This window comes from Fodinibius sp. SL11, from assembly GCF_052060035.1.
In the GTDB taxonomy this organism is placed as follows: Bacteria; Bacteroidota; Rhodothermia; order Balneolales; family Balneolaceae; genus Fodinibius.
Genome location: NZ_JBPOEA010000001.1, coordinates 372988 through 393123 on the forward strand (window position 1 = coordinate 372988; position 20136 = coordinate 393123).

At 40.2% G+C, this 20136-nt stretch carries 16 protein-coding genes and 1 tRNA gene; 11 read left to right on the top strand and 6 right to left on the bottom strand.

What is annotated here, in order from left to right; all coding sequences use genetic code 11:
* Positions 1–15 precede the first annotated feature (15 nt).
* A complete protein-coding gene (locus tag ACQ76V_RS01495; RefSeq protein WP_440998692.1) occupies positions 16–441 on the bottom strand; it encodes a hypothetical protein in 426 nt (141 codons plus the stop codon).
* Between the two features lie 2 nt (positions 442–443).
* Positions 444–926: a hypothetical protein gene (locus tag ACQ76V_RS01500; RefSeq protein ID WP_440998693.1), complete on the bottom strand. Its 483-nt coding sequence runs from the start codon at positions 924–926 to the stop codon at positions 444–446.
* Between the two features lie 86 nt (positions 927–1012).
* Here ACQ76V_RS01500 and ACQ76V_RS01505 point away from each other — a divergent pair, with 86 nt between their 5' ends.
* The 8 genes from ACQ76V_RS01505 to ACQ76V_RS01540 all read left to right on the top strand — a co-directional run bounded on the left by ACQ76V_RS01505 (position 1013) and on the right by ACQ76V_RS01540 (position 13224).
* A complete protein-coding gene (locus ACQ76V_RS01505) occupies positions 1013–2152 on the top strand; it encodes a glycosyltransferase family 4 protein (RefSeq protein WP_440998694.1) in 1140 nt (379 codons plus the stop codon).
* 76 nt (positions 2153–2228) lie between these two features.
* The gene (locus ACQ76V_RS01510) at positions 2229–2990 is read left to right on the top strand and encodes a DUF3047 domain-containing protein (protein WP_440998695.1); all 762 of its coding nucleotides are present in this window, start codon (positions 2229–2231) and stop codon (positions 2988–2990) included.
* 74 nt (positions 2991–3064) lie between these two features.
* A complete protein-coding gene (locus ACQ76V_RS01515; RefSeq protein ID WP_440998696.1) occupies positions 3065–5563 on the top strand; it encodes an efflux RND transporter permease subunit in 2499 nt (832 codons plus the stop codon).
* 151 nt (positions 5564–5714) lie between these two features.
* Positions 5715–7076, top strand: coding sequence for an acyclic terpene utilization AtuA family protein (locus tag ACQ76V_RS01520; protein ID WP_440998697.1), 1362 nt, complete (start codon positions 5715–5717; stop codon positions 7074–7076).
* A gap of 89 nt (positions 7077–7165) precedes the next feature.
* The gene (locus ACQ76V_RS01525) at positions 7166–8200 is read left to right on the top strand and encodes an NAD(P)/FAD-dependent oxidoreductase (protein WP_440998698.1); all 1035 of its coding nucleotides are present in this window, start codon (positions 7166–7168) and stop codon (positions 8198–8200) included.
* A gap of 52 nt (positions 8201–8252) precedes the next feature.
* Entirely contained in the window at positions 8253–10055 is a 1803-nt protein-coding gene (locus ACQ76V_RS01530; RefSeq protein WP_440998699.1) for an ABC transporter ATP-binding protein, read from the top strand.
* An 85-nt stretch (positions 10056–10140) separates the two neighbouring features.
* Complete coding sequence (gene rnz / locus ACQ76V_RS01535) at positions 10141–11427, top strand: ribonuclease Z (RefSeq protein ID WP_440998700.1); 1287 nt, start codon at positions 10141–10143, stop codon at positions 11425–11427.
* Positions 11428–11439: 12 nt separating this feature from the next.
* On the top strand, positions 11440–13224 hold the full coding sequence (locus ACQ76V_RS01540) for an ABC transporter ATP-binding protein (protein WP_440998701.1): 1785 nt from the start codon (positions 11440–11442) through the stop codon (positions 13222–13224).
* A gap of 3 nt (positions 13225–13227) precedes the next feature.
* Here ACQ76V_RS01540 and ACQ76V_RS01545 read toward each other — a convergent pair whose 3' ends face one another.
* The 4 genes from ACQ76V_RS01545 to ACQ76V_RS01560 form a co-directional block, all read right to left on the bottom strand.
* Complete coding sequence (locus ACQ76V_RS01545) at positions 13228–14403, bottom strand: aminotransferase class V-fold PLP-dependent enzyme (protein WP_440998702.1); 1176 nt, start codon at positions 14401–14403, stop codon at positions 13228–13230.
* Between the two features lie 156 nt (positions 14404–14559).
* The gene (locus ACQ76V_RS01550; RefSeq protein WP_440998703.1) at positions 14560–16230 is read right to left on the bottom strand and encodes a DUF5343 domain-containing protein; all 1671 of its coding nucleotides are present in this window, start codon (positions 16228–16230) and stop codon (positions 14560–14562) included.
* 127 nt (positions 16231–16357) lie between these two features.
* The gene (locus tag ACQ76V_RS01555) at positions 16358–16756 is read right to left on the bottom strand and encodes a response regulator (RefSeq protein ID WP_440998704.1); all 399 of its coding nucleotides are present in this window, start codon (positions 16754–16756) and stop codon (positions 16358–16360) included.
* A 239-nt stretch (positions 16757–16995) separates the two neighbouring features.
* Entirely contained in the window at positions 16996–18471 is a 1476-nt protein-coding gene (locus ACQ76V_RS01560) for a tetratricopeptide repeat protein (RefSeq protein ID WP_440998705.1), read from the bottom strand.
* Between the two features lie 277 nt (positions 18472–18748).
* Between ACQ76V_RS01560 and ACQ76V_RS01565 the strand changes: the two genes are divergently transcribed.
* The 3 genes from ACQ76V_RS01565 to ACQ76V_RS01575 all read left to right on the top strand — a co-directional run bounded on the left by ACQ76V_RS01565 (position 18749) and on the right by ACQ76V_RS01575 (position 20125).
* Complete coding sequence (locus tag ACQ76V_RS01565) at positions 18749–19147, top strand: response regulator (RefSeq protein ID WP_440998706.1); 399 nt, start codon at positions 18749–18751, stop codon at positions 19145–19147.
* A 386-nt stretch (positions 19148–19533) separates the two neighbouring features.
* A tRNA-Leu gene (locus tag ACQ76V_RS01570) sits at positions 19534–19618 on the top strand.
* A 33-nt stretch (positions 19619–19651) separates the two neighbouring features.
* Positions 19652–20125: a DUF411 domain-containing protein gene (locus ACQ76V_RS01575; RefSeq protein ID WP_440998707.1), complete on the top strand. Its 474-nt coding sequence runs from the start codon at positions 19652–19654 to the stop codon at positions 20123–20125.
* Positions 20126–20136 lie beyond the last annotated feature (11 nt).

Genomic DNA, 20136 nt, shown 5'->3' on the forward strand with positions numbered 1-20136 from the left:
TGTAAATCGGCGGTACTACAAGGGGTTATTACCGAAGAAAAATAAACCAAGCCCTAATGCTAATAGGCTCATCCCGATAAAATTGGATCCGTGAGATATTTCTCCCAGCGAAAAGCGTGACACATAGTGCAAATGAAAAAGGGCCAGGGCAATCAGGTAAGAATATTTAGGTAAAATTCTGACAAAGCCCATGATTGCAAATAGGGAGATTAGAGCAGCATTTATCAATGAGATATTATGCTCAAACATAAAAGAAACATCCACATACTGGGCCATACCCAGTGGGAGTACTACCTCTCCAATTTGTTGAATGTAAGGACCCCACTGCCAAGCATATTTTAATACAAAAACAATAACGAAAAGCTCAAATACTTTAAAAAAAAGAGCTTCTCCTTTTGTCGGTTCTTTATCACTCTTAAATAAATTTTTCCAAAAATTCACGCCTACTCAACTCTTAGGTTATTATTTAATAGTGTAGTATCTGCAGTAAGATAGATAAATGGTATAAATTCTATTTGCGGCTCGTCATCTTTTGTTAAGGATCCCCTTGCCTGATAAACCAATAAATTACTTTCACTCAATTTTTTTCGCAATAATTTCCGCATTCCTGATTGTTTTTTGTGCGTCCATACTTCAGTCTTGGATATATAATTGGCAATGTCATTGGTGTTAACATTTAATTTATCAAGAGCAACCGTTTTGCCCGGCAAGCCATCTTTATCAGTTGTTTTCCAAAGAGAGTCTATCGTTGTTTTGGAAACATCTTGTACAATAGCTCTTTTCCAAGGGGTTCCAGCCTGGGAAAACATAGGATAAATACTAAACGGCCAAAATTCTCCAAGGTGGGTGGCCACAAGCAACCCATAAATAATTAATGTGGTTAGAGTTACTTTTACTGATTTTTTGAGGGAATTCTTTCTCTCCAAAATAAGCTATCGAATAGTTAAAATTTCGCGTTAAATATACGTACTTTTGCACTTGTAAAAAAACTAACCGTGGCTAATTAGTTCTGATGAATTTACTACTTGTTACACAGGATTTCCCCCCGAAAACAGGGGGGATCGAGACCTATTCTTTTGAGCTCGCGAAACGTTTTAATGGCCATGTTGAAAAATTTGGCGTAATTGCCCCGTCACACCCGAAAGCATCGGTGATCGATAACTCTGTGCCATTTGAGGTATTTCGCGTTCCGATTAAAGATAGTCTGTTACCATTGGCTGCTCCGGTGGTATTACTCCAGGTCATTGGAAATAACCGATTTGATACGGTGTTTCATGCCCAGTGGCAAACTGTTATTGCTTCAATCCTCACAAAAAAGCTCATTGGATATCCCTCTAAAATATATGTGGCTGCCCATGCACGAGAACTATTAATCGAACCTTTTGCAGGGCAAGCGGGCCTCATATCTAAGCAATTACATAAGTTTAGAAAAAAGCTGTTAGCTATGGTTGATGGATTTTTTCCTGTCAGTCATTACACTTCGGATTTACTTAAAAGTGAGGGTGTGGCAGATGAGAAAATTAACGTAGTGAATAATGGCACTGATCCCCAATTCTTTTCTCCCCGAGATACTCAAAATTTGGCTGAGAAATTAGGAGTTACTGACAAAAAAGTAATCTTTTCGGTTTGTCGGTTGGTGCCCCGCAAGGGAATGGATTTAGTTCTTCGGTCATTAAAAGAGATAGTAAAGAAAGACTCTAATGTAATATACCTTGTTGGCGGGAGCGGGCCTGATGCTACTCGACTCAAGGAATTATGTAGCTTGTTCGATCTGCAAGATCATGTAAAGTTTTTGGGACGCCTTCCGGAAGCTGAATTACCCCATTATTATAGCTTGGCTGATGTATTTGTGATGCCCGCCAAAAACGATCCTCCGGATGTTGAAGGATTTGGAATTGTATTTTTAGAGGCTAATGCCTGTGAAACTCCAGTGATTGGAAGTAAAACGGGTGGAATACCAGATGCTATCGTTGATGGCCAAACAGGTTTACTGATAGCGGAAAATAATATTGAAGAATTATCAGAGGCTATGTGGAAGATGATCACTGATAGCGATATGGCACGACGTATGGGTAAAGTCGGCCGCGAACGAATTTTATCTGAAATCAATTGGGATACCTCAGCCCAACGTATATTAGCTGAAATGAAATAATATCTTTACGTTCTAAGAGTTTATTAATATCAACAGACGGTTATTACTTTTAATTATTAACAAGCGATTTTTTATTGTGAAAACTATTTTCGCGAGAATTTTATTAGTATTTCTTTGTATTACCGCAACCTATTCATCGAGTTTCGGTCAATCCGAAATAAAAAAATTCGAAGACGGTTCTATTCTGCTGGAAGATTTTGAAGATGATTGGGTGGGAGATTTACCGGGTGACTGGTATGACCGTGATGGAAATAAACCCCTATATGAGCATACCATTGAGGAACAGAAGACTTACAAATACAAGGTAAAAAAAGAAGACGGCAACAAGTTTCTACGTTATGAAGGTACCCGTGCAAAACACATGGGATTTCCGTTGATCGATAAGGATCAAAATAATATTTACGATATAAATATCTATGATACGCCTATTTTATCATGGAAAGTGCGGGCGCATCGGCTGCCGAAAGATGGGAATGAAAAATCGAGTGACCACAACGATTCGGTGGCAAGTGTTTATGTGGTTTTTGATATGGGCCGCGTAGCATTAGTGAAAAAAGTTCCTAAATCAATTCGATATACTTGGAGCTCAACTTTACCAGAAGGAGAGACCGGTTCAAAACTTTTTGGCAATCAACAAATTATTGTTGTTAAATCTGGTGTACAAGATACTGGGAAATGGGTTACTTTTGAGCGAAATTTGGTGGAAGATTATCGACGTATGTTTGGCGATGATCCGCCCCAAAATCCATTAGCTATCCTTATTTTAAGCGATGGTAACAGTACTGATAGCTATGTAAAGGCTGACTATGATGATATAATTCTGAAACCGGCGAAGTAAATAGCTATTCATTGCAGATATTTTTATAAAATGATTAACTTCACGGTTTATAAAAATTTAATGATTTTATTTTAATGGAAAAGATTCTCCATTTCTTTCGTCCCCTCATAAAATTTAACGCCTCGCATCCATTTTGGGTATTGGGAGTATCCATACTATCTGCAATACTGTTGGGTGGTTATGCACTGCAGTTAAAGATTGACACCGATTTGGCCAACTTGCTACCTGAACAAAATCCGCATGTTCTGGCACTGGATGAACTGCAAGAGACCGTAGGTGGAGAAACCGCGATGGAGGTGGCTGTAAAATCGCCCAATTTTGAAGATAATAAGCGCTTAATAAATGATCTGATCCGGGAAAGCCTCAAATTGTACGATGATGAGTCTAACCGCTATTTCTTTAAGCGGTCTGAGTTTCGCAAAGAAACCGACTTTTTAGAAAATAATGCCCTCTATTTTGCCACCTCTGATGAGTTGGCTGATATTAAATCATATTTGAAGGATGAGATCCAAAAAGCCAAAGAAGATGCTAACCCTTTTTTGGTAGATTTTGATGACGAAGAAGAGGACTCCACAGAAATGGGGAGGTTTGAGGAGAGCTACGAGGCGTTGATCCCGTTAGAATATCCCATCAGTGCCGATAGCACTATTGCGGTTTTTAAATTATATCCCACCGGTTCAAAGAGCGATTTAAGTTACCTACGGCGGATGTTTTCGTCATACGACTCGCTGCTTACCGAAATGAATCCCCAATCCTATAATGCCGAAATGCAGGTAGAGTATGGTGGACGCTTAAAAAGGCATCTGTCAGAAATAGATTCCATCATGGGTGATGTTTTCAGTAGTTTTGCCTCGGGTATTTCAAGCGTCTTGCTGTTAGTGATGTTTTACTTCTCTTTTAAAAAGTATCTTAACTACCAGCGCGGGAGCAAAGAGGGCAGGGAGCATACCTTTTGGGAACACCTGTTGCGATTGCCGGTGCCAATTTTGGTAATTGGCATCCCCCTTGTTATTAGTCTTACCTGGACCTTCGGTATCACGTACTTTGTACTCGGAACACTCAATACTATGACCTCAGTGCTGTTTGTGATCCTCTTTGGGATGGGGATTGACTATGGCATCCATTATTATGCACGATATATTGAGTTCCGTGCTGGCGGAAAACCCATCATGGATTCGCTTATTGAGACATACGAAAATACGGGTTCGGCTATTTTGGTAAGTGGATTAACTACGGCTTTTTCTCTCTATGTACTGGTGCTGGCGCAGTTTAGAGGATTTTCTGAATTTGGATTTATTGCGGGTTCAGGAATTATTCTGGCGCTGTTGTGTATGCTATTTATCATTCCGTCATTACTGGTGGTTTTTGAACGTTTGAATTGGATTTTGTTTAATGCGAGCGAAGCCCCCAAAGATCGTTCAAAAAGCCTGATGCATCGCTTTCCGTTTGCACGTTCTATTGTAGTCATGGGATTGCTAATTTCGGTTGCTGTAGTATTCAATTCTCAGCACTTGCAGTTTCAGTATGATTTTGGTGATCTGGAGCCGGAATTTCCAGAGTATGTTAAGTTTAATGAATTGGAGAACCAGGTTTCCAGATCTAATAAACGAAACCCTGCATATATATTAGCTGATAACCAAGACCAGGTTATTGAGATATTAAAAAAGCTGCGCCACAGAATGCAGACTGATACCACCAGTCCTACAATTTTGGATGTAGAGGCACTGCCAGAGCGTTTTCCGCCTTCTGATGCAGCCGCTAACGCCAAGCTCCAAGAAATCGCCGAAGTTCGAGAATTACTGAAAGATCCATTTTTAGTTGATCAGGAAGATGAGCAGCTTAATAAACTTCGAAAGGCTGCACAGACCACAGAACAGCTAAATATCAATCAGGTGCCGGATTATTTTAAAAGTCAATTTGTTACACAAGATGGAGATGTTGGTAATTTTGTGATGGTATACCCCAGCGTGGGGTTATCTGATGGAGAACAATCCATAGCTTTTAAAAATGATGTGGGGAAAGTAGAACTTGATAGCGGTGAAGTGTTTTACGCCGCCAGTACGTCAATTATAGCGGCCGAGATGCTCGAGTTGATGCGCAAAGAGAGTCCCTATATGGTCGGGGCCACCTTGCTGATGGTTTTTATTTTAATGTTTGTTGCTTTCCGATCTTTTAGATGGGCTATTATTGCGATGCTTCCACTGTTAGTTGGATTACTGTTGCTGTTTGCTATTATGATGTTTACAGGCATGATGTTTAACTTCTATAATTTGGTGGTCTTGCCAGCTATCCTGGGAATAGGAGAGGATAATGGCGTTCATTTGGCCAGTCGATATCGCGAAGAGGGGAAGAACAGTATGTGGGATGTCCTGTCGAGCACTGGTCAGCACGTAACTATTGGATCCCTAACAACTATGCTTGGATTTTCGGGCCTACTTTTTACCAATCATCCCGGCCTGCAATCGCTTGGTACTATGGCCGTTATTGGAATTGGAATGACCCTTGTGGCTGCACTTACCTTTTTGCCTGCGCTTATACAATGGCTTGAGGATGCCGACTGGATTCAATTTTAGAGATGATCTTATTTGATCATATATATTCTACTCCGTTAGACTGGTTGAATCAACTAAACGAGGATGTAGAAGTGAGTAAATTATTTTTATAGTGTTAGCGCAAATCTTATCTTCGCATCAGATACAAAGCTAATTAAAAAATATACCAACCGTGAAAGATTCTATCAGGATTGCATCAGGACAAGGGTTTTGGGGAGATCTGCCGAATGCACCCATAAATCAGGTACGTAAAGGACCTATTGATTATCTGGTAATGGATTATCTGGCCGAGGTGACGATGTCTATTATGCAGAAACAGAAGTTGCGTAATCCTGACTATGGTTATGCCCGGGATTTTGTGGGAGTTGTAACTGAAATTCTTCCCGATATTGCCGAGCGCGGCATTAAAGTAATCTCAAATGCCGGTGGTGTAAATCCTGAAGCCTGTAAAGAACAAATTCTGGAAGCCATTGAGGACCAGGGTTATGAGGATATCAAAGTAGCAGTGGTTGATGGTGATAATATTTTAGGTGATCTTGATACATTGATTGCCGATGACCATCCCCTGAACAATATGGAAACCGGTGAACCCATTACATCGGTTAAGGATGAGCTGCTCAGTGCCAATGTCTATTTTGGATCGCGTCCCATCGTGGAAGCACTGAATAAAGGCGCTGATATTGTAGTAACCGGACGTGTGACTGACACTGGTTTAACGTTGGCACCAATGATTCATGAGTTTGACTGGTCGTTTGATGATTACGATAAAATGTCTGCAGGAACGATTGCCGGCCATATTATCGAATGTGGAGCCCAGGTTTCGGGGGGTAATTTTACCGATTGGCAGAAGGTGGATGACTTTTTGGATATTGGATTCCCAATTATTGAAGCGAATCCTGATGGTAGTTTTTATGTGACCAAACATGAATATACCGGGGGCTTGATTAGTGAGCAAACGGTAAAAGAGCAGTTGCTTTACGAAATTGGAGATCCTACCGAATATATTACCCCTGATTGTATTGCTGACTTTACATCTGTGAACCTTGAAGAGGCCGGACCGAATCGAGTGAAGGTGTCCGGGATCAAAGGTCGACCTGAGACTGATACGTATAAAATTTCTGCCAGCTATAACGACGGTTACAAGTTGTCATCAACGCTGGTGTATTCTTGGCCGCAGGCGTTGAAAAAAGCCCAAAAAGCTGGTGAGATATTACAGGATCGTGCTGACGCACTGGGCCTCGAATATGAGGATTTCAGGGTAGAGTATGTGGGTGTAAATGGATGCAGTGAACGACCAATAACTGACGAGCTTTTGGGAGAAGAACATGAGGAAGTGCAGATGCGCGTTTCTCTGTCCGGGAACAGTAAAGACGATTTAAATCGTTTTGGCAAAGAAGTGGCTCCACTCATTCTAACAGGACCCAGTGGTGTTACAGGTTTTGCAGGGGGACGACCGAAAGCCAGTGGCATCGTTGCTTATTGGCCTGCTCTTTTAGATAAAAAGGCTGTTTCTCCAAGGGTTCGTATCTTCTAAATTTATCGCTAATTAACTTAGAATTTTGGCGTAATATTTCGGATTTTACAGTGCTGAAAAATAAAACAGTAAAAAAGAGTACCTCATAAATGGTTATTGGAATTATTGGCGCAAGTATTTCGGGATTAATTGCCGGCAAGCGGCTGGCTGAGGCCGGGCATGATGTTACAATTATTGAAAAAAGTCGTTCCCTTGGCGGTCGCCTCAAAACAGTGAAGTTGGATGATCTGAATTTGGATGTTGGGCTCACGCATTTTGATGTCAACACTAATACCTTTGGTTCCTTTGTAAAAAAGCAGGAAGAGGAGGGAGCGGTACAGAAATGGGCGAAAGAATTTAATTATTACGATGGGACAAAACTTTTAGATGTTGGTCCCAATTCTGATTCCCACCAATATTATACAGGTACAAATGGACTACAGTCTTTAGCAGAAAGTATGAGCCGGTGGGTGGATATTAAATCGGAGGAAAAGGCTGGTGGATTGACGTATATTGGGCCTGATCGTAGTAAAAAGCGATCCTGGATGATCAATCTTACTGATATCAGTGTTTTTGAATGTGATGCTGTTATTATTGCCACTTCTGCTGTAGATGCTTACGGCCTATTGCAAACAGTGCAGAACAAAACAGAATCCCGCCGCATAATCCGACATATTGATGAAGTCCGATATGATGGTTGTTTCTCACTGGCTGCAACCTATAATAAACAGGAGTTGCCGGATTGGAAAGGTATTGAATGCGAAAACAGTGCTATCAAATGGATTAGCAATGAATCGTCGAAGTTAAATGCTGATCAAGCAGCACTTGTCATACAATCCACACCAGCATTTTATCGTGAGCACGCACACAAAAGCGATGATGAGATTAAAGAGCTGATTTTTGAGGAAGCTTCTGATATCGTCGGATCGTGGGTTCACCATTCTAAATCAACCTATCTACAAAACTGGAAGTACTTTAAAGCCAAAAACCCCATTAATGAATATTTTATGGAGTTGGAACTCGATGATGCTCCACTTGCGTTAATAGGAGACTACTTAGGTGGTTTTTCTCTGGAAAACGCCTTTGTATCAGGGTATAACTTGTCAGAATATTGGAAAAAGAAATATACCGAAGTTACGGTTTAATAATTATTGCATAATAATCTGAGAGAGTCAGATAGAAAACAGGAAGGTCCCCGTGGGGTCGCTACAAAAGCTCAATCAATATTTCAAAAAATATAAGGGAACCATCATTCTTGGTTCTCTTTTTTTGACCGCTTCAAATTTCTTTTTGATTTGGATCCCTGTATATCTGCGTCGGACTGTGGACGAAGTTTCCAGTATCAATATCGAAGAATCACCTGACTCTTTTGATACAATTATTGAGGTGCTTTTTGATAGTACTGCAAGCTGGGTACTGGCTAAAAATGCGCTTTTACTTGTAGGCGCTGTTTTGCTTTCAGGATTTCTGCTGTTTGCCACCCGTCAAACCTTAATTGTAGCTTCTCGGAAGATTGAATTTGATCTGCGTAACGATATTTTTGACAAACTGTTGAAGTTACCCCAGCGTTTTTACAGTAACTATGATTCCGGGGAAGTCTATGTTCGTGCAACAGAGGATGTATCTAAAGTGCGTGAATATTTTGGTCCTGCCTATATGTATACTATCAATACCTTAACGCGCATGGGGTTTATTATCACGATGATGATTATTGTGAGTCCGGAGTTGACATTGTGGGCACTGCTGCCGCTACCATTCCTTTCCGCATTCGCCTATTGGGTAAGCGGTTATATCAATGATTATTCGCGGATTATTCAAGAGCAGTATTCGACCATTGCGGGACGGGCCAAAGAATCGTTTTCAAGTATCCGTCTTATTAAAGCCTACAACCGGGAAGATTATGAAATGCAGCGCTTTGAAAATGAAAGCGAATCATATAGAAAGAAGAAATTGCGTCTCGACTTGGTTGAATCGCTCTTTCATCCCACATTAAATTTATTGATTGGGTTATCAGTAGTTATTGTCGTTTGGAAGGCGGGCCAGCTTGTCATAGAAGGACAGCTTACCGTTGGGAACATCCTGGAGTTTATTGTGTATGTGGCATACCTGACATGGCCGGTAGCTTCACTGGGATATACGGTAAATCGTTTTCAACAATCCATGGCATCGTGGAAACGAATTGACCAAGTGTTAACCGAGGAGATTAACATTGAGGACAAAGCACATACCGATCAGGAAATTGACCAGATAAAAGGAGCAATAGAATTTAAGGATGTATTTTTTAAGTACCCCGGGGCCGAAGAGTATGCATTAAAAGATGTAAATCTTAAAGTGGAAGCCGGGCAAAATGCAGCTATTGTCGGGCGAACGGGAAGTGGAAAAACAACGTTGATTGAATTAGTACCACGCTTGTTCGATGTAACCAAAGGAGATATTTTGATTGATGGTAAAAATATCGAATCTATTCCGTTGCAACTACTTAGAGAAAGTATTGGACTTGTACCTCAGGATACGTTTCTATTTTCTGATACTATCGGTGAAAACATCGCATTTGGAACGCATGATGCTTCGCAACAAGATATTGAAGAGGCCGCTGAAAAAGCCCAGGTACGTGACAATATTTTGGAATTTGATAAAAAATTTGAGACCATATTAGGCGAACGAGGCATAACCTTGTCGGGCGGACAAAAACAGAGGACTGCCATTGCAAGGGCTTTGATTCGAGATCCTAAAATTATAATACTCGATGATTCGTTAAGTGCAGTAGATACTAAGACTGAAGAGGCAATTCTGCAACATCTCAGAAAAGAACTTAAAGGAAGGACAACCTTAATGATCAGCCATCGCATCTCAACAATAAAAGATGCAGATATCATATATTATCTGGAAGATGGCACCGTTGTAGAACAGGGAACTCACGAAGAGTTACTTGAAAAAGAAGGTCGTTATTCAGTGATGTATAACAAGCAACTCATCGAACAAGAGTTGGCTGAAATTTAGCGAAAGAAAAGTAAATAGAATCAATAACGAATAAAGATTGATTGTTTGATCGCAATCTAATCTAAAAATAAAAAGAGGTATCACAATGATTATTGTACCATTAGGTGTCGGTTCTGCTACACCAACGGCTACACGTCACCTTTCATCAGTAGCTGTGTGGAGAGAAGGCAGTGTCTACTTATTTGACTGTGGAGAAAACGCACAAATGAGGATGCTGCAGGGAGGATTAAAACGTTCACAAATCGATTGTATCTTTATTTCACATTTTGATACAGATCACTATTCAGGACTCATTGGGTTACTCTCGACTTTGCAGCTTCAGCGCAGAGAAAGAGAATTAACCATCGTTGGTCCGAAGGGGATTAAAGATTTTGTAGAATGGAATTTTAACTTTGCGAATATTGATATCAAATATCCTCTTAACTTTGTAGAAGTTGAAGAGGGTTTTGAAGAGGAACGTGTTGTTGATGAGGATGAATTTTACGTTGAAGCACGTCCGTTGAATCATACGAAGTTTTGCATGGGATTTCGTTTCCAGGAGAAGGATAAACCCGGAAAAGTTGATGCTGAAAAAGCCCAGGAGCAAGGAATTAGCGAAGACTGGCAATACAAAGAATTGAAGGCGGGTAATGATGTTGAACTTGATGACGGTACGGTTGTAAAATCAGCAGATATTGTTGGACATCCGCGTCCCGGAGATAGTTTTGCCTATATTACGGATACGAAATATTGCCCTAATTCTGTTAAACTGGCTATGCACACAAATGTACTTTTCCATGAAGCTACATTTAGTGAAAGCCTTTCTGAGAAAGCTGAAGAAACGGGACATTCTACAGCCAAAGATGCGGCACGTGTAGCTAATGAAGCTAAAACAAAGCTGTTAGTGATTACGCATTTCTCGGCACGATATACCAATGAATATGTATTGCTTCGCGAAGCCCGCGATGATTTCTTCCCAACGTGGGTGGCAACCGAATTGCGACCGATCTTTACCGATCCGGCTCATGAAAAGGGAATTATTCAGCCAAAGGTTTATCTCAAGGAGATCAACCAAAATAAAGACAATGGCAATAACAATAATAACAACAATGACGGTGGTTCCTCATCGTCGGGTAAAAAGAAACGAGGCCGGAAAACGAAGAAGCGTTTTCGTAAACGGAAGAACTATTCGGGAAAAGGTAAAAAATCTCGAAAAAAGTACAGCAAAAGCAGCAATAGCAGTGATTCCGGTAGAACCAGAAAGCGAAGAAGTAAAAGAGACAGCAAAAAAGATAACAAAAACAATAATAACAATGGTGGTAGCAGCAGTGATCAACGCCAACCCAAGCAGATTACCCCACGCACCCCATTTGATGATTTCGACCGTTTCTAAATTACCTATAGTGTGAGCAACTCAACAACTGATAAAGCCGTCGATTCGGATCTACTTCGGCGGCTTTATCAATTTATAAAGCCATATCGATGGTATGTATTACTGGGCATTGCACTTACCCTAAGTGCGGCCTTCATGGGTACGGTACGTCCCAAGCTTACCCAAATAGCCGTGGATGAGTATATCCGTAATAAAGATTTCGACGGTCTCCTTTGGATTATCTTACTGCTTATTGGGGCCTTGGTCAGTGAGTTTTTATTGCTTGTAGCGAATACATATTTAACCCGCTGGTTTGGACAGGGAACCCTGTTCAATTTACGTAACGCAGTGTTCCAAAAAATACAGTCGTTGCATGTACAGTTTTTTGATAAAAATCCCATCGGTCGCTTAATTACCAGGACGACCAGCGATATTGAAGCATTGAGTGATCTTTTAAGTGATGGGGTGGTCAATATTATCGGGGATATGTTCCGTATCTTCTTCATATTGTACTTTATGTTTAGTATGAGCTGGGAGCTATCGCTGGTCGCAATTTCAGTATTGCCCATCTTGTTTTATGCAACCTTTGTTTTTAAAGCAAAGGTGCGGACGTCATTTCTTAAAGTTCGTGACCAAATAGCCCATCTCAATTCATTTGTGCAGGAGCATATTAATGGGATGGCTGTCGTCCAGCTTTTCAATAAGGAAGAGCGAGAACGGGAAAAGTTTAAAGATATCAACGCCGGCCATCGTGATGCCTATATTGAAACCATTTTTTATTTCGCCATCTTTTGGCCGCTGGTGGAGATTATTGCCAGTTTGGCTATGGCTTTGGTTATTTGGTATGGAGGCGGACGTGCATTAATGGGACAGGTAACCTTTGGGATTTTGTTGGCCTTTGTTCAGTATGTACGAGATTTCTTTCGACCAATTCAGGGGCTTTCTGAGAAGTTTAATACTCTGCAATCGGCTCTTGCATCATCGGAACGAATTTTCAATGTATTGGATACTGAAAACGAGATTGCTGATCCAGAAAACCCTGAATATATAGAAGAGGTTAACGGAGAAATTGAGTTTGATCATGTTTGGTTCGGTTATAATAAGGAAGAAACGGTCTTAAAAGATGTTTCTTTTAAGGCACAGCCGGGGAAGACAATTGCCTTTGTAGGGGCTACCGGTGCAGGAAAATCAACTATTATCAATTTGTTGCTTCGTTATTATGATATCAATGAAGGATCGATAAAAATTGATGGAAAGGATATAAGAGATCTGAAACTTCAAGAATTGCGTTCTAACTTTGCGTTGGTATTGCAGGATAATGCGCTTTTTTCCGGTAGTATTATGGAAAATATCACCTTGGGGAATCCCGATATATCTGAAGAAGAGGTCATTGACACGGCTCGCGAAATTGGGGCTGATACCTTTATTAATAAGCTACCCAATGGATATGGTTATGAGCTCAGTGAGCGAGGACAATCAATCTCGATGGGTCAGCGGCAGCTCATCTGTTTTATCCGTGCAATGGTTTATGATCCTAACATCTTAATTCTTGATGAGGCTACATCCAGCGTAGATTCTGAGACCGAAGAAACGGTTAATAAAGCGTTTAAAAAGCTCATGGAGGGCCGAACATCAATTGTAATTGCTCACCGCTTATCAACGATACAGGGCGCCGATAAAATATTGGTCATGCACAAAGGGGAGATCCGGGAGCGGGGTACTCACAAGCAGCTTGTGGAAAAGGAAAAGGGCATTTATCGCAAGCTCTATGAACTACAGTACAAGGATGAACTGCTTCCTGTAGTTGAATCAGAATAGGATTTACCGACTTATCACATTATTAACCGCATTTATAAACTGTTCAATTTCTGCTTCGGTGTTGTAATAGTGGACAGAGGCTCTCACGAGATTATCAAGATTTCTTTCCTGCATATCTAATAACGTACTGCTTTTGGATGAGGTGCTGACGTTGATTCCTTTGTTGAAGAGACGGCTTTTTATTTCTTCGGTTGATTTTGAATCAGCTGTAAAAGTAACAATACCTCCTTTGATTTCTCCAATATTATGGACGGTTATGCCGGGCAGTTCCATGAGTTCCCAGCGCAGGTTTTCTGCCAGTTTGGTGATGCGTTTCCAGATTTGCTTGATCCCAATATCGCTGGCATATTCCACAGCCTTTTGTAAGCCCATAATTCCAGCATAGTTCATTTCCCAGTTTTCAAATCTTCGGGCATCGCTGCGGATTTTATACGCTGTCTCTGATTTCCACTCGGCAGCATGTAGATCAATAAACGGAGGGAGGAGAGTATCTATATTATCTCTTTTGACATATAGAAATCCAGTGCCTCGTGGTCCCCGCAAGTACTTCCTCCCTGTAGCTGAAAGCATATCACAGCCAATCTTTTGGACGTTAACGGGATATTGACCTACGGACTGACAGGCATCAACCAAATAAAAACAGTCGTAATTTTGGGCGACTTTACCAATGCCTTCGACCGGGTTAACAAGTCCACTGTTAGTGGGAATATGAGTAACGTTGATCAATTTAACGCTTTTGTCCATCATCTTTTTGAGTGATTCCACAGACGCTTGCCCATGCTGGTCGTTTGGAATAATCTCAATTTGGACATCCACATATTCCTTAAGTCGCAAATAGGAAATAAAGTTGCTGGCATATTCAGCTTTTGAGGTTAGAATACGATCGCCATCCTTAAAATCAATTGAATAGAATGCCATATTCCATGCCGCGGTAGCATTTTCAAGAAGTGCAATTTCATTGGGTTGAGCATTTATAAATTCTGAGATAATATGATAAGTCTGCTCAATAGCTTCCCTGTTTTTATGGGCCGTTTCGTATCCTCCATACAGAGATTCCTCGTTCAGGTAATTGACAACGCTTTCGGAGACCACTGTTGGCATCAGTGATGCACCGGCATTATTAAAGTGGATAACATTTTGAGTCCCCGGTGTGTCGTCTCTTAATTTATCAATGTTCATTACAAAATTATTCCTGTTATGATTCTCAGGATTGTGTATGGTAAGAACCTACTAAAATCTGGAAGAGAAGGATATCCAAAATGAATGCTAATAAAAAAAGGCGATGTATTGGAATACATCGCCTTTCAAATTATAAAGTTGGACTTTCTTGTAGATTTAGTTTCCAAATCGATTTAGAAACTCATCATAGGCTTGTAAAGCAGCCTCATCTTCTCCCATTTCATCAAGCGTTTCAGCCCGAACCATCATCGCTTTTTGCAGATACTCCTGGTGACTGCCGGAGTCTTTGAACCTGTTGATGAGCTTCGTGCTGGCATCCAACAGCATAGACGAATCATTCTCCTTAGCAATTAAATCAAATCGCTTACAATGGATTTCATCGAGTTTTTCTTTCATCAGGAGTTCAGAATTAGCACCCAGCCTGTTGATGATGCTATTGTAAAGCGGGAGCAGTTCATCAGAAGTGGCATCAGTTTTTTCCAGAATATTAACCTTGAAGATCATAGCTCGTGATGCTTGTTCATAGAACTCGGTATTGTTCGAATCTTTAAAACGATTTATAACTGAGTCTAAGGCAGGGAGCGCTTCATCCTGTTTGCCGAGCTTTAAAAGGGCAATAGCCCGACGGATAACTGAACGTTCTGCCGCCTCTTTTAAATTAATGCCATTTTGGTTGTCGTAACGATCAATAATTTCTTCGAGGGTAGGAATAAGCTCTTCCCACCGTTTCATTTTATAAAGTAGATCAGATTTGCGCAGCAACGCCTTTTGTACGAATTGATGTTCTTTAGTTACTTTTTGCATAATATTATTTGATTGCGTGGCCTGTGACATTGGCAGTTCCAGGTCAATGGGATCGATATCAGCGTTTTCATTCTCTTTGGGTGGTTTAGAAGAGGGGGATTCTGTTCCTTGATCTGATTGCTCGTCTATTTTAAAATCAATATTACTTTTATCTTCCACATCATTTTTGTGGCCCGCTTCTTTTGAACCTTTTTGTTCTACTTCGTCAAATGGTTCTACCGGTTCGGAATTTTTATCGGTTTCCTCTTTTGAAGCTGCGGACTGCTCGGTAGATTCCTCCATATTTTTCATAAACTCCTGGATGGACGAATCCTCATGTCGGTTACTATTAACGGGAGAATCCTGCGATTGGTTATCAGGAATATCAGGAGAGGTATTTTTAGAACCTGTTGCTTCGAAACTGTTTAAAAAATCGTCAAGATTATTATCACTTATTTCCTCTCGTTGAACCTGTTGTTGGTCGTTATCATCATTGGTTAGTGTATTACCGGTATCCTTTCCATTGCTGGTACCGTTTTTTTTAGAAGTTTCAACAGCCGCAACTGATGCTGCATTTTTTTCTTCATCAGTTTCGCTGTTTAATACAGCATCAACAGTAGATACACCGACATGAGAAACAATCTCTTGAAATGTTTTCGAAATATATTTGATGATCAGATCTGTTTTTTTGTCTTTAAAATGTTCTGCAAAGACCTCCTTTATCTTTTCAGCTTTTCGCTGGTGAATATCGGGATGCTGATCAAAAATACCCTCATAAGCAGTTACAAGTCCTTTTGCTAATGCTTTTTTAGTAGTGTCGGGATTTTGGAATTCCTCAAAATACTTATCGGGCTTACCTTCGTTATCGAGGATGGAAAAATCTTTCAAAATTCGCACGACCAACAGATCATTGGGATCAGAATACGAAAGACGTTCTAAAAGATCACTGTTAACTACAATCTCATCGGCATCGTAATTAACCAACGTCTCAATGATTGGCTCAAAATTCTTTGTGTTTACTAAAAAAGCTTCAGATACCTTCATAGCATGAATAGTTAGTTTTGCGTTGAATTCATTTTCTTAAATTAACGGCAGAACCACTAATTAAAAACTGCTAATAAAAGCCTTTTCGAATTAGAATTTTGTAATAGTCACAATAAGTGAGGGGAGATCAGGAAGAAGAATTAGTAAATGATTTAGCAAAGGCGCTTTCCAGGCTCTCTTTTGATATGGGTTTTGTCAGATAAGCAACATAATCCGTTTCTTTGGCGCGTTCCAGATGTTTGGGATCGTCTGATGAGGTTACATAGATCAGCTTTACGTCGCGGTGTTTATTGATTTCTTTAGCGGCTTCGATACCGTCAACGTCATCGGCAAGGTTGATATCCATTAAAATAAGATCAACAGCCCCAATACGGAGTGCCGATTCTATAGCTTGGGAACCTTTGGAACTGGAACCAATGACCGTGTGACCCATTTGATTTATAATACGTTCAAGGATGATCTGTTGAATTTTGTCATCCTCCACAATCAATACTTTTTTAGATTGTACTCCTGTATTTTGAGCCATAAATACTTTGGGGGCTATTGCACATTGTAGTGATATTCATTTGCGCAAGTATGCAAAATAAGCACTAATTTTACAATTAGTTATATGGATTTTATCTCTTTAGAGCTTGTGGTTTAAATAATAAATGTATTAGTAAATGCTTTTAATGCTCTATAAAAAAGACAGGCTACCCCAGATGGAATAGCCTGTCTTTTTTGCTTGAAAAGTATTTAACCAGTATGACCTTGCTTTTATAAAAGTTATTCCTCAACAGCCATATCCATTTTTGCCATAGCTTGTGCCTTATTACGAACCAAGGCATATTCAAGGGAATGTTCGTTCCACGTAGAAATGTTTGCAAATACCTTTTGGGCATCTTCACTCATCCCTGATTTTTGATAACTCATTGCCAGGTAAAATTGACCGTATACGTTTTGGGGATCACTCTTTTTGAGTTCCTCCACCGCCATGTCAAAGTTATTCTGTTGATACAAAACAATTCCATTGAGCATATGATACAGTTTCATTTCGCTGTCATTTTGTGATTGTTCAGCACGTTTATGGATATTTTCTACCATTGCAGTAGCTTTTTCGAAATCGCCTTGCTTTGTAGCTTTTAAGACTTCATTTCGCATTGAAAGGAGCTCCAAATTGCGTTTTCTGTTTTCCGTCAGTTCATTGTTCGCCAGTATGCTATCAGAAGCGTTCATGCTTATTTCCGCTGCTTCGATGTCGCCTTTTTCAAGACTAATGAGTGCTTTTATCTGGTAAAGTGTTGCTGCATTTTCAGGGATTGATTCCTGTTCCGCCCACTTTATAGCATTATCTGTTTCTTTAAGAGATTGATCATAATTATCCTCATAAAGATAGGTATTGGCCATCGCCTGATGCATGAATATTTTATTACTTGCCGAAGGAGCAATGGCAATAGCTTTTTGATAAGCATCACGTCCTTCTTTGTAGTATCCCTTAAAGATCAGGTTATCACCAATTTTTTGTTGTGAGAAGTAAAAATTGGGATTTAGCTCCAGTGCTCTGTTATAGTGCTCAATAGCTAAGTCGTATTCTCCCATCTTCGTATACAAGTCGGCTATAGAGTCGTGGGGATTTGCTTCTTGGGGAAGTAAGCTTATATAGGTATTAAAAACGTTTTCCGCTTCAGTATAGCGGCCCTTATCTTTATACAGATATCCCAAATTATTATAGGGAGGAGCAAACTTATTATCTAAAGCAATTGCAGCCTGTAACTGCTTTTCAGCCTCATCGATCATATTTGAGCCCTGATAATAAATGGCCAGTTGATGGTGCAGGCGTTTATCATCGGGATATTGTTCAGTAGCTTCCTTTAACAATGTGATGGCTTTCATGGGGTTATTTTGAGCATTGGCATAGACTGCCTCAATAAGAAGACGTTCTCCATCCGAAACTTGATCCTTATTATTAACCGCTTTTGTTAGATGTTGTTCAAATTCGGTATCGGTTGATGCTACCAGTGCCCGATAGACGTTGGCAAGAGCAAATTGAGGATCTTCTTGCAAAGCCTTGTCAAAAGCCTCGCGAGCTTCTTCAACCCTGATATTGTCAAAAAGTGTCCTTCCCTCAACAAACAGCGCTTTTGCTTCGTCGTTAGTGGTGGTTACCGGTATTTCCTGAGCAAGCGCAGGAGATGCCATAATCATCAACACCGTAAATAAACATACAATGTCATACTTGATATATAGATATATCTTTTTCATACAAACCTCGATAGTTAATTGGGTAATATGGTTATGTAATTATGACCGTTAATTTTAACTACCGTACCTTTAAAAGGTTCCTAACATAAATAAAAACAGATACTTATAGAATTAAGTAGAATGTTAATAAATGTGGGGTAGGAGATATTAGAAAATGCTTAATTAATAAAATTTAAGCGACAGAAAGCATTTAAAACTTTACTTTAGCGTGTAATAATTTCACAGTTGAACGTACGAACCCTATTACGTATTCGCTGTTATCCTAAAATAGTGTTAGATGAAAAACGCTAAGATATTTATTGTAGACGATTCTCCTATACAGCTTGTATTACTGGAAAAGGTGCTGCTGAATGAGGGATTTAATGTAAAATCGTTTTCAAATGGTAAAAAGATGGTACAAGCTATCATCCCCGAGAGGCCAGACTTAATAATTTCTGATATTCATATGCCGGAACTGAATGGCTTTGAACTGATTGAAGAGGTCAGGAGTTTTTCGGAAGGCCAGAATATTCCATGCTTTTTGGTTTCTTCGAAAGCGGATGCTGTGATCCGCCAAAAGGTAGATGCCATAGGGGCCGATGGTTTTATCAAAAAACCTTTTGAATACCAGTCATTGATGTCCGTAGTTAAAAGTCTGCTAAAAGAAAATGAATTGGCTGGAAAAAGTGCGCTTTAAATTAATATCAGTTTAACGCTGTTTTCCCAGATACATTCCAATTTCTTTTTACCTTCCTGATATAAATAGTCTCGTTGGGTAGTAAATTTGTAGAGTTACATATTTGTACTTTATCTCGCTGCAGTCCTTGGAATTTGAGCAAACAAAAAAGTTTGTTTTTAACTATTTACGGATATAGATAATAACGATTACCGCGCGATGAGCTGTTAATAACATTTACCTTAAAGATTCGAACTACAAAAACAGTATTAGATACCTTTCGTTGGGGCCTGCATCTTGTTCCCGTTAATGTCAGCCGCCAAGGAAGCAAAACAGATCATAAAAAAGTGCAAATTCGGTTGTAGAAATAACAGCTTATCTCTTATATTCAGTTTCTCAAATAAAATGCCTGAGTGGCGGAATTGGTAGACGCGCCGGATTCAAAATCCGGTGGCCATTGCGGTCGTGGGGGTTCGAGTCCCCCCTCAGGTACTTTTCATATCTTAAACGGCAAGCAACTCTTTTATGAAGCCCAAAAAATTTTTTACCTACGCTGCACTCATTATCCTCATAGCCGGAGGGGCTATTTGGTATATCATTGATAATTATAACAATCGCCAGGAAAATGCTACTGCCCAAGTAGTGATGTATAAAAATCAAGGCTGTCAGTGCTGCGACAAGTGGGCGACCTATATGCAAGGTAGCGGATATAGCGTAAAGTCAGTGAATTCGCACAACTTATATGCTGTAAAAGCGGACCAAGGGATTCCCCAGAATATGGGGGCTTGTCATACGGCGGTTGTGGGCGATTACGTGGTAGAAGGGCATGTGCCTGCTGAAGATATTGGACGCTTGCTGGCCGAAAAGCCCGATGCGCGCGGTTTGGTGGTTCCGGGCATGCCGGCCAGTTCACCGGGCATGAATACAAAGCTTGGTGAACCTTATAAGGTTTACCTGCTTAAGAATGATGGTTCTACCGAAGTGTTTGCCCAACATTGATTATAAATACA